General features: G+C 59.0%; 15 protein-coding genes. 8 read left to right on the forward strand and 7 right to left on the reverse strand.

The window, feature by feature from the left end; genetic code table 11:
- Positions 1-3: 3 nt before the first annotated feature.
- The 3 genes from I9187_RS01695 to I9187_RS01705 are packed head-to-tail and all read right to left on the reverse strand — an operon-like array spanning position 4 to position 1772.
- Positions 4-408: a hypothetical protein gene (locus I9187_RS01695; protein WP_171178147.1), complete on the reverse strand. Its 405-nt coding sequence runs from the start codon at positions 406-408 to the stop codon at positions 4-6.
- Positions 409-454: 46 nt separating this feature from the next.
- Positions 455-1105, reverse strand: coding sequence for a ChrR family anti-sigma-E factor (locus tag I9187_RS01700; protein ID WP_171234825.1), 651 nt, complete (start codon positions 1103-1105; stop codon positions 455-457).
- Positions 1106-1115: 10 nt separating this feature from the next.
- Positions 1116-1772, reverse strand: coding sequence for a sigma-70 family RNA polymerase sigma factor (locus I9187_RS01705; protein ID WP_171093317.1), 657 nt, complete (start codon positions 1770-1772; stop codon positions 1116-1118).
- 146 nt (positions 1773-1918) lie between these two features.
- Between I9187_RS01705 and I9187_RS01710 the strand changes: the two genes are divergently transcribed.
- The 4 genes from I9187_RS01710 (at position 1919) to I9187_RS01725 (ending at position 3823) form a co-directional block, all read left to right on the forward strand.
- The gene (locus I9187_RS01710; protein ID WP_171178143.1) at positions 1919-2692 is read left to right on the forward strand and encodes a DUF1365 domain-containing protein; all 774 of its coding nucleotides are present in this window, start codon (positions 1919-1921) and stop codon (positions 2690-2692) included.
- An 85-nt stretch (positions 2693-2777) separates the two neighbouring features.
- Positions 2778-3095, forward strand: coding sequence for a DUF3775 domain-containing protein (locus tag I9187_RS01715; protein WP_171178141.1), 318 nt, complete (start codon positions 2778-2780; stop codon positions 3093-3095).
- A 239-nt stretch (positions 3096-3334) separates the two neighbouring features.
- The gene (locus tag I9187_RS01720; RefSeq protein WP_171178139.1) at positions 3335-3562 is read left to right on the forward strand and encodes a DUF1127 domain-containing protein; all 228 of its coding nucleotides are present in this window, start codon (positions 3335-3337) and stop codon (positions 3560-3562) included.
- Between the two features lie 57 nt (positions 3563-3619).
- A complete protein-coding gene (locus I9187_RS01725) occupies positions 3620-3823 on the forward strand; it encodes a DUF1127 domain-containing protein (RefSeq protein WP_171178137.1) in 204 nt (67 codons plus the stop codon).
- A gap of 84 nt (positions 3824-3907) precedes the next feature.
- Here I9187_RS01725 and I9187_RS01730 read toward each other — a convergent pair whose 3' ends face one another.
- The 4 genes from I9187_RS01730 to I9187_RS01745 are packed head-to-tail and all read right to left on the reverse strand — an operon-like array spanning position 3908 to position 7407.
- Positions 3908-5050: a saccharopine dehydrogenase family protein gene (locus tag I9187_RS01730; protein ID WP_171234827.1), complete on the reverse strand. Its 1143-nt coding sequence runs from the start codon at positions 5048-5050 to the stop codon at positions 3908-3910.
- Positions 5051-5053: 3 nt separating this feature from the next.
- Positions 5054-6109: a saccharopine dehydrogenase gene (locus I9187_RS01735; RefSeq protein WP_171178133.1), complete on the reverse strand. Its 1056-nt coding sequence runs from the start codon at positions 6107-6109 to the stop codon at positions 5054-5056.
- Positions 6110-6123: 14 nt separating this feature from the next.
- Complete coding sequence (locus I9187_RS01740) at positions 6124-6738, reverse strand: glutathione S-transferase family protein (RefSeq protein WP_171239075.1); 615 nt, start codon at positions 6736-6738, stop codon at positions 6124-6126.
- An 18-nt stretch (positions 6739-6756) separates the two neighbouring features.
- Positions 6757-7407, reverse strand: coding sequence for a histidine phosphatase family protein (locus tag I9187_RS01745; protein WP_171239074.1), 651 nt, complete (start codon positions 7405-7407; stop codon positions 6757-6759).
- Positions 7408-7541: 134 nt separating this feature from the next.
- On the opposite strand from I9187_RS01745, the gene I9187_RS01750 reads away from it, so the two are divergent.
- The 4 genes from I9187_RS01750 to gcvP all read left to right on the forward strand — a co-directional run bounded on the left by I9187_RS01750 (position 7542) and on the right by gcvP (position 13496).
- Positions 7542-8732, forward strand: coding sequence for a Zn-dependent hydrolase (locus I9187_RS01750; RefSeq protein WP_171178125.1), 1191 nt, complete (start codon positions 7542-7544; stop codon positions 8730-8732).
- Positions 8733-9012: 280 nt separating this feature from the next.
- Entirely contained in the window at positions 9013-10107 is a 1095-nt protein-coding gene (gene gcvT / locus I9187_RS01755) for a glycine cleavage system aminomethyltransferase GcvT (protein WP_209509353.1), read from the forward strand.
- A gap of 18 nt (positions 10108-10125) precedes the next feature.
- A complete protein-coding gene (gene gcvH / locus I9187_RS01760; RefSeq protein ID WP_171181988.1) occupies positions 10126-10491 on the forward strand; it encodes a glycine cleavage system protein GcvH in 366 nt (121 codons plus the stop codon).
- Positions 10492-10640: 149 nt separating this feature from the next.
- Positions 10641-13496: an aminomethyl-transferring glycine dehydrogenase gene (gene gcvP / locus I9187_RS01765; protein ID WP_171181986.1), complete on the forward strand. Its 2856-nt coding sequence runs from the start codon at positions 10641-10643 to the stop codon at positions 13494-13496.
- The last annotated feature ends 52 nt before the right edge of the window (positions 13497-13548 follow it).

Below are 13548 nucleotides of genomic sequence, written 5' to 3' on the forward strand. Positions count from 1 at the left end.
GACTTACTGGATCGACAGGTCCAGGTTGTACCCGACGGTTTTGCCGGTATCTCGGTCATTTCCCATCAGATAAACACGGATCGTATAGTCTCCGTCCTCTGGCAGGTTGATCCGAGCGGTATTGCCGTCAATCGAGCCATTATAAATCGCAACCCCATCACTGCCCGGGGGCAGGATGTTGAAATAGACCACGCCGTTTCCATTGGTGTCACTCACCTGAAGGTCGGCGAACATCTCCTGACCGGCTTTTGCACCCAACACATAGTCGAAGTATTCGTCGCCAGTGACAGCCCCGCTGACCATGGTGCCATAATTGCCGGACTGAAATTGCACCTCTGAGGTCATCTGGGCTAACGCCGCAGGCGCGAAACCAAGCAGAAGGGCCGACAAAAGAAGTTTTCCTGTCATGTCTGTTTCCTTTCAAGCTTCGCTTTAGCCGGAAATCACCAGCAGGTCAGATGCGCAGGAAGGGCTGGAATAATCGCGGCATAAGCTTGTTGAATTTCAACGGTGCATCTGTGACTGCAAGACAAATGCAGTCTTCCGAGATATCCGCGACAGGTGTGTGTTCCAAATCCTCGTCAGCGATCTCAACGTCGCCGCGGGCAAAGTGATCCACCTCGTCCGAAAACGCGCCCTGCAATACCATAGTCAGTTCCATGCCCTGATGACCGTGATCCGGGACCGCAGCACCGGCCGGGATGAACAACAACCTTGCCGTGGCCTCTTTGGTGGTCGGCAGAATGGCCTGCTTCACGCCCATACCGATGGATTTCCAGCGGATGTCCGCGACAGTTCCGCCCACATAGTCCTGCAAGGGGGTAGGCAGCACGGCGCAGCCCGGTCGCGCGGGCTTGGGGCTCGGTGCGCCCTGCGCAATCAAGGCCATGGTCGCCGCGAGGGACGCATCAGACATGGCAACCGAGCCTGCCTGATCATCCAGAACCTGCCCGCCAACGGCGTCAAAGCTCTCGGCCCGTGCGCGGCAATGGTCACACAGGGAAAGATGGGTTGCGACCATAAGATCGAACGCCTCGGGCAGAGTTCCTGCGGCATATGCCATCAGCAGGTCATCTGTAAGGTGATGTTTAATCGACTTGCTCATCTTACTCATCTCAGTTCATCGCGTGGCGCAAGCGGTCCAGCGCCAGCCTAATACGTGATTTGATCGTTCCCAGGGGCAACCCGGTCTGAGACGCAATTTCGCGGTGACTCAGGTCGCCGAAATACGCCTTCTCGATCAGCTCTCTCTGCGCTTCAGGCAACGCCAGCATGGCGGTGCGCAGCTGCGCGGTTTCCTGTTGCAGCGCGATTACGTCGTCCTGGTCAGGCTCGGCCTCGGGTCCCCATCCCAGTTCCTCGGGTTCGGGGCGGCGTTGCTTGCGCAGAACGTCGATGCGCTTGTTCCGAGCAATCGTGAAAACCCACGTGGCCACAGTGGCCCGTGTTGGATCGAACAGATGGGCCTTATGCCACAAGGTCGCCATCACCTCTTGCGCGCATTCTTCGGCCATGGTGGCATCAGACCCTGATTTCATCAGGAACGCCTTGATGCGTGGCGCGAAGTGTTGGAACAGCTCGGCAAAGGCCGACTGGTCCTGCGCATCCCGGATGCGTTTGACGTGTTCCACCCACTCGGTTCTGGTGTCGCAACTTGCTTTCGTTCCGTTCACCTGTCTACCCTTGATGCGTTTCTTCCCGCGCCAAGGCTGAGGGGCGGCTGTGTCAGCCGCAGGTTCGTCCAAGGTCGCAGTATTGATCTCGGTAAACATAACCACATTACGGGCTGCGCCCCAAGCCGGATCACTTTATCGGGACATTTTGATCCAAAGCGCGCTATTTTCCGTAACACTACTATACAAATACGGCGGAAAACGATGCTGTTTTAAGCGGTTATGGGCAGGTCTGAAAACACACGATGGCAAAAGAAATTGATCATATCGCGGGCCACACCTATCACGGGCGCAAGGGCGGGATCGAAAACGCGTTTCGGTATTCGGTCGATTACATCCTGTTCGACCCCGAGGCCAAGTTGTCCACACCCCTGTTGTTTTCACGTGACCGCGCAAACCTCGCCAATTGGCGTACGCGTGATCATGGCGGGGCGCCCGGTCAGGGCGAAGGTGCCGCGTGGGTGCGTACCCGCTTTGACGAGATGGCCGTGCCGCAACCGGCGCGGATAATATTGCTGACCCAGCCACGGGTTCTGGGGCATGTCTTCAACCCCGTCAGCTTCTGGTTCTGCTTTGACGGCAACGACCAACTCTATACGGTGGTGGCCGAGGTGACGAACACCTTTGGGACGCGTCACAGTTATCTGTGCCACAAGCCAGACTTTGCATCCATCGAACCATCGGATCGGGTGGTGGCGGACAAGCTGATGCATGTTTCGCCATTCCAGAAGATCGAAGGCAGTTATACGTTTCGATTTGATTTCCGTCCTGACAGGGTTGGTGTTTGGATCGACTATACTCGACCCGACGGTGGGTTGATCGCCACCTTGACAGGACCCCGTCAGCCGCTAACCAATCGGGTGATCCTGTGGTCCTTGCTGCGGCGTCCGTTTGGGGCCCGGCGGACATTTACTCTGATTGTTTGGCAAGCGTTCAAACTGTGGCTTAAAAAGGCAACCTTTCGCCCGTTTCGATCCCAGCCTGTACCAGACCAGCCAATGTCGCGTGTGCGTGACTGACCCCCAGTTTGCGTAAGATCAAAGACTCAGGCCCCTGTCGATGATTGTGATGGTTTGACAACCGCGAACAACAGGAGCTGAAGACATGTTGGAAATTTCGGCAAGGAAAGTTGCCCAGGTGGCCATGATGGGCCGCGAACTGAACCGGGCCGAGGGCGAGCTGCGGGCGTTCATCGACCGCATGGGCGAAGACGAACAGGCCGAGCTGGTCGCCATCATGTGGATCGGCCGCGAAAGCTTTTTCGCCGAGGATTTGGCCGAAGCCATCGCCACCGCCAAGTCCGAAGCTTCGACCCCCTGTGCCGACTATCTGATTGGAACCCCACACTTGTCGGATCACTTGGAGAACGGGTTGGATGCTTTGGGCATTTCGGCTGAGGATATTGAGAACGACCTGATGTAGTTCGTTTTCCACACCAAATACGAGGATGGCGGTTTGGCCGCCATCTGGGCTTTATCTATTACTGAGATACACTTTGCTGGCGTAAATTGCGGACACGCCTCGGCATAACTCATCCTCCACGTGCTTTCTCTGACCCAGACTTAAACAAACCTTAATGATGCGCTTTGATAACGTTAAGGCGGCGTCCCCAAGTTTGATTTCACCAAGACAACGCAAATCAAGTTTAGGAGGACAAAGACATGGTACATACCCAAGCAGTAAACACCCAGAACGGCCTTCTTGATGGTCTGTTTTCGAAGTACGCCGACAAAAAGGTCGAGCACTTCCGTCGCCGAATTCTTGCAAAAACTGTGCGCGATCTTGAGAAGCTGGATGATCAACAACTTGCCGATATCGGTGTCCAGCGGGACCAGATCAATCGATGCGCGTACGAGAGTGTTTATCACAACAAACCCTACCGGCAATGATGGTGAAAAACCCCTGAGTTAAATCATCCCCAGTTCATTGTTAGTGAGGTTATCAATATGTTTGACGTTATCCCGCCCACCAATCAACCGGCCCCGGCTGCTAGTGCATTGCTGCTATTCGACCGTGCCATGCGCATCCGTGCCATCAGCCCGGACATTGTCCGGGCGGCCCAGCATCTGAACGCTTTGAGCGATCAACAATTGTCCGAGCTCGGCATCAATCGAAGCGACATCGAAGACACGATTGAGCGGTACATCTGAAAGCCCGAAAGGGAACGCAAGTCATGTTTAGCCAAGAACTATGAAAGCCATTCCAGCAAAACTGGGATGGCTTTCACTTTTCAATCAGGCCAAGTGATCAACGATCTGCAAATGTTGTGCCAGCGTATCGATCTCACTCATCCAATCCTGCACAAGTTTCGGATCGCTGGGCGCTGCGTGAACCCCTGCCGGGATTGCTCGGTTCAGGACCGCCTCGATTGCCAGTGATACCGGGATCGACACCAGACGCGCCATGGCGGTGCCGCGCGCATCGCCCCAGGCATCCATGACATAGGTCTTGTTCCAGACCTCAATACCGTTCTTCTCGGCCTTTAGGCCAACGCACAGCACAACGCGGTCTGGTTCGCCCTCATCGTAGGCGTTTTCGTCCCAGAACTGATCCGACATCTCTTTCAGGCGAGCGTCACCTTCGGGCCCGGAAAGAGTTTCGATCTCGGTGAACACATCCGACCACGCGTCGGCCCAGCCGTTCAGGCGCAGGGTGCCGCGGACGAATTCCTTGACCGGCCAGTGATCCTCGAAATGGTATTGCGCCATGAAGGGGATCGAGTCGCGGTTGGGGTAAACCTCGAAGCTCTCCGGTGTGGGCAGCGGCGCGATATAGCTGCTGATGGCATCCCATGGGCGTGCAACATCCAGCGGGGCATAGTCGCGGATCGACTTCGAGGGCGACCGCAGTGCCTTGAGCACGCCCAGAGGCGACCAGCTGAACTTGTATCGGAACGGGTTGGGCGTTTTCGGGATGCCCCCGCAATAAGAAATAAAGCTCAGGTGGTTTTCAGGATCGAACACATCTGAGGCGCGATAGTCGTCGACCAACGCATGAGCCATCAGGTGGTCGATGCCCGGGTCCAGCCCGACTTCGTTTACCAGAATCACACCGGCCTCGCGCGCCTTGTCGTCCAGCGCACGCATCTCGGGCGCGATGTACGAAGATGAGACGAAGTTGGCCTGTTTCGAGATCGCCAATTCTGCCAGCGGAACATGCCAGTCGCCCGGCAGCATCGAGACGATCACATCGCCTTTGCCCAGCACCTTGGCAAGGGCTTCGATGTCGAACGCCCGGATATCGTCGGTCAGGTCGCCGACCTCGGCTTGGGCCTTTTCGATGGTTCGGTTCCAGACAGTGACCTTGTGCCCGCCCTCGATCAGGCGGCGCAGGCCGGGGATGGCCGACAGGCCGGTGCCACACCAGTGAATCGTCATCGTTCAGAGTCCTTCAATATGCGTTTTGTAGGTTGCTTCTGCCCGACCCCAGACGCCGCTGTCCAGATCGGTCAGTGTCAGCAGAGACGGCAGCAGTTGCGCGGCGTAGTCTTCCGAGCTTTCGACCGGCAGCATCGACGGCAGGTTGTCGATGGCCATGACGTCCATCACCGGATCATCGGCCACGCGCAGCACTGGGGCCTCCCATGTGGTTGCGCGGTCGTAGACCGGCACCGGGTTGTAATCGCTGTCCGGGTCGCAGGCGACGTCGCCAATGGCAGTCAGCTTGCGTGATGCGGTCAGCGCGTCACGCGGAACAAAGACCGGCGTACCCGGCCGCGCGAAGATGCAATTCAGGAACAGGTCATGGTCCAGGATTTCCGGGAAAGGACCACCGCTGGCAGTTTCGGCCATATCCCATTTGGTGACAGTGATACCCATCGCTTCGCACAGATCGGCAGCACCAGTGCCGACGCGGCCCAAGGCCCCGACGACAATGGCGCTTGGTCGTTCGGCCCCTGTGGCGTCCAGTTCGGCCAGCAAATCGGCATTAAGCTTGTCCTTACCGGCATAAACCCCAACAGGCGGACATTGGTCGCCCCGATGCTGCGCGGCCCATGCTTTGAGCGTCACTGCCGCACCCGCATAGCCGGCCCAATAGCCAAAGGCCGCAACCCGACGACCGTCTTCATCCACCAGATACTCAAGATCATACAGCGTGCCGCCCCCGGCCTTGAACCGTTCCAGCAAAGCGCGGCCGGAATGCTGGCCCTTGTAGGCATGTCCGAACATGATGTGTCGGTGGGGCAGGGGCGTGCCATCTTCGGGCAACTCTTTGAGGCCGAAAATGATCGCGTCCGCCGGAGCGTCAGGCCAGGAGTTTTCAGGTGCGATCTCGCAGCCTGCGTCCTTGTAGCCGTCGATTGGAATGGCACGAACATGGCTTTCCTCGACCGTCACGCGGATGCCAGCCGCGATCAACGCCGCGGCACCTTCGGGGGTCAGCCCAACCCGTTCCTCGTTCGGGCGCTGTTCTGCCCGGACCCAGAGATGTGTCATCGTATTTCCTTTTGTCAGAGCATTCCGGCGGCATGTACCGCCTGAACTGAAGGCCGCGCCTCCATCGCCTCGCGGAAGGCGAGAATTTTGGGGAAGGCCGTGACATCGACGCCGTCGCCTTCCAGCCAGCTGCAAACCACATAAAGATAGGCATCTGCCAGCGAAAATGCCTCACCCAGAACAAACGGCCCACGCAGGCCGTTTGAACAGATGTATTCACAGGATGCTGTCATTGTTTGTGGGACCTTATCCTTCATGTCTTTCCAGCTTGGCTTCTTGTCCGCCCATCGCGCTCCGCGCATCTTGTGCGCGTGGTTCACGTGCATGGTCGACGCAAGATAGAACATCACCTCACGCATGCGCGCGGCCATGACCGGATCAGCAGGAACCAAGCCTGCGGCAGGTGCTTGGGCAGCGACATACTCCAGCAGCGCTCCGGTTTCGGTCAGGATACCACCATCAACAACCAGCGCCGGCACCCGACCTTTGGGGTTGATCTGCCGGTAAGCCGGTTTCGTCTGCTCGCCCCCGGCAAAGTCCAGTTTGATCACCTCATATTCTAAGCCGGCCTCTTCCAGAGCAATCGCAACAGCGACCGAGATCGTGCGAGGGGCATAATAAAGCTGCATGGGGTATCTCCGATCTGGTTACAGGTGGGTCTGCGCGAACTGCCGGTCGGGTGCCTCAAGATGCGGAACGGCATTGAAAAGAACCGGGCTCAGTTGCGCCCCAATCGGATGCAGACGATGCATTGACGTGTTCATGATGGCAAGGGCCACACGTGCCATCGACGGGATGTCCAACCCCATCGCCTGCCGCACCACCATCGAGATCAACCCGCCCGAGGTGACAACAATGGCGGGTCCGCCTTCGGTTCCGATTTCACTCAGCGCATCACGAACACGCGTTTCGAACGCTTCGAAGGTTTCGGGTGCGTTCCTGATGTCGCCATTGGCCCAAGCGGCAAAGGTTTGGGGCAGATGTTCGACAAAACCCTCGCGGTCCGTGGGGATCGCAACCCCGTGCTGTTCTTCGAGCAGTTGTGCCAGGGTGAAATATTCAATCTCGTTCAATCGTGCATCACGGATCGGGTCAGACAGCCCCATGCTTTGGGCGGTTTCTGCATGGCGAGTCAGAGTGCCGCAATAAACGCGGGTATAGTGGCTGCGTGTGTCGCGCAGATGCGCGCCCAGCCAACGGGCTTGCTGATGCCCCAACTCGCTGAGCTTGTCATAGCTTACTTCGTCGCGCGCTGCGGTATTGGCCTGCCCGTGACGCACCAATGTGATATGTGACATGTCGGTCCCTCTTGCGCAGACGTCTTAGGGCAGGTTCTACCCCGGGACCAGAGGGGTTTCATGTGCGGTTGAAAAATTCCTGGCTGTGTTCCGGTTTGTGGCTATGGTCTGCCCAACGAAAACTTGGAGGTGTCATGTCGGTCAATCACGAACGGTTCTTGGCGGATTTGCACAAGCTGCGTGAATTCGGGGCCTCGGGTGTAGGCAAGGGTGTGATCCGACCGGCCTATTCCCAAGCAGACATCCAAGCGCGCAAATGGCTTGCCGAACGCATGTCTGACGCGGGGCTGACACCGCATTTCGATCCGGTCGGAAACTTGTTTGGGTTGGCCGAAGGTCCGTCGCTGTTGATGGGATCGCATTCCGACAGTCAGCCCGAGGGCGGTTGGCTGGACGGAGCGCTTGGCGTCATTGCAGCACTGGAAATCGCGCGTTCAAGTGATCGGCCCATCTCGGTCGTCAGCTTTCAGGACGAAGAAGGTCGGTTCGGCGTGACCACAGGCTCAGCCGTATGGTCCGGTGGCCTGCCATTGGAACGGGCAGATGCTTTGACAGATGGTGCGGGCGTCAGTTTTGGTGCCGCGCGGTCCTCAATGTCCGAACTGTCTGGTGGCTTTATCGACCCGTCCAACTTCAAAGGTTATATCGAGATGCATATCGAACAAGGCCCGTCCCTGGACGCGACAGGAGATCAGGTCGGCGTCGTCACTGATATTGTCGGCATCCGCGACATGTCGATCACTTTTGAGGGTCAGCAGAACCACGCAGGCACCACACCGATGCACCTGCGCCGCGACGCGTTTCAGGCGTTGTCCCTTTTCAACACGCGTCTCAATGAACGTTTCCGAAATGTGGTGACGCCTCAGACCGTCTGGACCATCGGACGTGTTGACGTGTACCCCAATGCCTCATCCATAGTTCCGGGTCGGGTTCGGTTTTCGATGCAATGGCGGGATGGCGATGCGGAGCGCCTCGTCCGGATGGAAGAGATCATTCGCGCGACAGCACAAGAGGTAGCCGATGAACAGGCGATGGCGCTGGAGTATGGCCCGATGCTGGGGCTTGAACCTGTGGCCATGGACAAGGCATTGCAGGATGCGTTGGAAGGTGGCGCGCAACAGGTTGCTCCGGGGAAATGGCGCCGGATGCCCTCGGGCGCGTTGCATGACGCAACAAACGTGTCGCGCCTGATGCCGGTTGCCATGTTGTTTGTGCCGTCGATCAACGGAATCAGTCACGATTTCGCTGAAGACACCGCCGAAAGCGACCTGCTTGCTGGCCTGAGCGTGCTTGACGCCGCTGTTCAGTCACTTGCGGGGCAATAGCAAAAAGTGAGGGTAAAATACTGTTTTTTCTGTTTCTTGCGGTCAAGTAGACTGGAAAAATTCCGGCAGAAAACGTTTCGAGCCTCTGAGTTTCAAACAAGGCGTGTTGCTTAAGGGAAAAAAGTTTCCTATAGGAACATTTATGTGCATACATCCGTATGCAGAACGTTCCCAGGAACGGTGCGTCGGGCGTAGGCTGTCTGGAATCGTTGCAATCCTCACTGCTTGTTGCAGACTGTTGGGATGCGCACCGACCCATAGGTAGGAAAAGGTATCCGCAATGACTTCACCGAAACGCACTCCCTTGTATTCGTTGCATGTTGAGTTGGGAGGTAAGTTGGTTGATTTTGCTGGCTGGGAGATGCCTGTTCAGTATTCGCTGGGGATTATGGGGGAGCATAAGCAGTGTCGTGAGAAGGCGGCGTTGTTTGATGTGTCTCACATGGGTCAGGTGATTTTGCGCGGCGAGAATGTGGGTGAGAAGCTGGAAGCTTTGTGCCCTCAGGCTTATGCGACGCTGAAGGAAGGCAAGGCGCGGTACGGGTTCTTTACGAATGCGGATGGCGGGATCATGGATGACCTGATCGTGTCGAATGCGGGCGATCATTTCTTTGTGGTTGTGAACGCGGCGCTGCGGTATCAGGACATTCCGCATATGCGCGCGCACCTCGAAGGCGTCGAAGTGACCGAGATCTTCGACCGGGCGCTGGTGGCGGTGCAGGGTCCCAAGGCCGAGGATGTGGTGGGGGAACTTTGCCCTGCTGCCCGCGATCTGAAGTTCATGGAAACCACCGTGGCCGATATCAACGGCGTTGAATGCCGCATCTCGCGTCTGGGCTATACCGGCGAGGATGGTTACGAGATCTCGATCCCCGAGGACAAGGCGATCGAGATCAGCAAGGCTTTCCTGGCGCATGAAGATTGCGAACCTGCGGGTCTGGGCGCGCGCGACAGCCTGCGGCTTGAGGCGGGGCTGTGCCTGTATGGCAATGACATCGACCAGAGCACCTCGCCCATCGAGGCATCCCTGGGCTGGGCTATTCAAAAACGCCGCAAGGAAGAAGGCGGGTTCCCAGGCGCGGATCGCGTGCAAAAGGAACTGGCCGAGGGCGCGGCGCGCAAGCTGGTGGGCATCAAGCCCGACGGCCGGGCACCGGCGCGTCAGGGCGTTGAGGTGCAATGCCTTGAGGGCAACACGATTGGTCAGATCACCTCGGGCAGCTTTGGCCCCACGGTGGGTGGTCCGGTTGCGATGGGCTACGTGTCGAAGGGCCATGGTGAGCCCGGCGAGAAGGTGAACCTGATCATTCGGGGCAAGGCGCAACCGGCGCAGATCGTGGCGCTGCCCTTTGTCACACAGAATTACAAGCGTTGAAGTCAGGAGAGAGACAAGATGGCAACCTATTATTCCGAAGAGCATGAATGGCTGACCGTTGAGGGCGATACCGCCACGCTTGGCATCACCAAGCACGCGGCTGAACAGCTGGGTGAGGTGGTGTTTGTCGAGCAGCAGGAAGCGGGAGACGAGTTCGAGAAAGACGGCGAGATCGGCGTGATCGAATCCGTCAAGGCCGCGTCCGAGCTTTATGCTCCGGTGGATGGCGAGATCGTTGAAGTGAACGAAGCGCTGGCCGACAACCCCGGCGCGCTGAACGAAGACCCCGAAGGCGAAGCCTGGATCTACAAGATCAAGATTGCGGACGCATCGCAGCTTGAGGACCTGATGGACGAGGCCGGATACAAAGCCTTCATCGGCTAAACCAAACCGGGGGCCCGCGCCTGGGGTTCCACCGCTTTATCCGGAGCTTCTGCTTTTGGGGCTCCGCCCGCTCGGGCCGGACTGGCCCGCCTTCCACCGGAGATCTGCGCGGTCTCTGCCGGACCTGACTTATTCATAGGAGCGCTGCAATGGCCTTCAAACTGACCGACTACGAAGCCTATGACTTTGCCAACCGCCGCCACATTGGCCCGTCGCCCACCGAGATGCGCGACATGCTCAAGGTGATCGGCTTCAAGACATTGGACGAACTGATCGACGTCACCGTCCCGCCCGCGATCCGGCAGAAAGAGCCGCTGGACTGGGGTCCGGCGATGACGGAACGTGATGCTCTGTTCCACATGAAAGAGGTGGCGAGCAAGAACACCGTTCTGACCTCGCTGATCGGTCAGGGCTATTACGGCACCACCACACCTGCACCGATCCTGCGCAACATTCTGGAAAACCCGGCCTGGTACACGGCCTACACGCCCTATCAGCCCGAGATCAGCCAGGGTCGTCTTGAGGCGCTGCTGAACTTCCAGACCATGGTCAGCGACCTGACCGGGCTGGACGTGGCCAACGCGTCCTTGCTGGACGAAGCCACGGCGGCTGCCGAAGCCATGGCCATGGCCAAGCGCGGCGGGCGGTCCAAGGCGAACAATGCAGCCTTCTTTGTCGACAAGAACTGCCACCCGCAGACCATCGCGGTCATTAAGACGCGTGCCGAGCCTTTGGGCATCGACGTGCAGGTGGGTGATCCCGACAGCCTGGATGCGGGCGCGGTCTTTGGCGCGATCTTCCAATACCCCGGCACCCATGGCCATGTGCGCGACTTCACCGCCGAGATCGCGGCACTGCATGAACACAAAGCCATCGCCATTGTTGCCGCCGACATCCTGTCGCTGGCGCTGCTGAAGTCACCGGGCGAGATGGGCGCGGATATCGCCATCGGCTCGACCCAGCGCTTTGGCGTGCCGATGGGCTATGGCGGCCCGCACGCCGCTTACATGGCAACCACCGACAAGCTGAAGCGCTCGATGCCGGGCCGGATCATCGGTGTGTCCATCGACAGCCGTGGCAACAAGGCCTACCGCCTGTCGCTGCAAACCCGCGAACAGCACATTCGTCGCGAGAAAGCCAACTCGAACGTTTGCACCGCGCAGGCGCTGCTGGCGGTCATTGCCTCGATGTATGCGGTCTATCACGGCCCCGACGGCATCAAGGCCATCGCGCAATCGGTGCACCGCAAGACCTCGCGCCTGGCCGCTGGCCTGGAAGAGGCGGGTTTTGCCGTTGAGCCGGAAGTGTTCTTCGACACCATCACGGTCGAGGTCGGCCATCTGCAGAAGACCGTCATGGAAGCTGCCGTGGCCCGTGGCGTCAACCTGCGCAAGGTCGGCGATACGAAAGTGGGCATCAGTCTGGACGAACAGACCCGGCCTGAGACCATCGAGGCCGTCTGGGGTGCTTTCGGCATCGACCGCACCGATGACAGCTCGAACAAGCAGTACCGCCTGCCGGACTATGCGCTGCGCGAAAGTGCCTATCTGACCCACCCGATCTTCCACCAGAACCGGGCCGAGGCCGAGATCACCCGCTATATGCGCCGTCTGGCCGACCGCGATCTGGCGCTGGACCGGGCGATGATCCCGCTGGGCTCCTGCACCATGAAGCTGAACGCCACGATCGAGATGATCCCGGTCACCTGGCCCGAGTTTGGCAATCTGCACCCGTTCTGCCCCGAAGATCAGGCGCAGGGCTATCACGAGATGATCGCCGATCTGAACGACAAGCTGTGCCAGATCACCGGTTATGACGCGATCTCCCAGCAGCCCAACTCGGGCGCGCAGGGCGAGTACGCGGGCCTTCTGACCATCCGCAACTACCACTTCGCCCGCGGCGAAGGGCAGCGCAATGTCTGCCTGATCCCAACCTCGGCGCACGGGACCAACCCGGCCTCGGCCCAGATGGTGGGCTGGCAGGTTGTGCCGGTGCTGGCGGATGAGAATGGCAACATTGATCTGAACGACTTCCGCGCCAAAGCTGAGAAGCACAGCGATCATCTGGCCGCCTGCATGATCACCTATCCCTCGACCCATGGCGTGTTCGAGACCACCGTGCAGGAGGTCTGCCAGATCACCCATGACCATGGAGGTCAGGTCTATATCGACGGGGCCAACATGAACGCCATGGTGGGTCTGTCGCGTCCGGGGGATATTGGCGGTGACGTCAGCCACCTGAACCTGCACAAGACCTTCTGCATCCCGCATGGTGGCGGCGGCCCCGGCATGGGTCCGATTGGCGTCAAGGCGCATCTGGAAGAGCACCTGCCCGGTCACCCGGAATACGGCACCGCCGTGGGCCCGGTCTCGGCAGCGCCCTTCGGCTCGCCTTCGATCCTGCCGGTCAGCTGGGCTTATGTGCTGCTGATGGGCGGCGCGGGTCTGACGCAGGCCACGAAAGTGGCGATCCTGAACGCCAACTACATCGCGGCGCGGCTCAAGGATGCCTATCCGATCCTCTACACCTCGGAAACGGGCCGGGTGGCGCATGAATGCATCCTCGACACCCGTCCGCTGGATGCCGAGGCGCATGTCACCGTCGACGACGTGGCCAAGCGCCTGGTCGATTCAGGCTTCCACGCGCCGACCATGAGCTGGCCGGTGGCCGGAACCCTGATGGTGGAGCCGACCGAGTCTGAGCCCATGGCCGAGCTGGATCGTTTCTGCGACGCCATGCTGTCCATCCGCTCGGAAGCGCAGGACATCATCGACGGCAAGATCGACGCGGACAACAACCCGCTGAAAAACGCCCCCCACACCGTGCGCGATCTGGTCGGCGAATGGGACCGCCCCTACACCCGTGAACAGGCCTGCTTCCCTCCGGGCTCCATGGGCGTCGACAAATACTGGTCCCCCGTCAACCGCGTCGACAACGCATATGGCGACAGAAACCTCGTCTGCACATGCCCCCCAATGGACGCATACGCAGACGCCGCAGAATAATCCCATAACAAAACCCCGCCAAAACATAGGCGGGGTTTTCGCCAATCGGAAA

It is taken from the genome of Ruegeria sp. HKCCE4148 (assembly GCF_017872495.1).
Classification (GTDB): domain Bacteria; phylum Pseudomonadota; class Alphaproteobacteria; order Rhodobacterales; family Rhodobacteraceae; genus Ruegeria.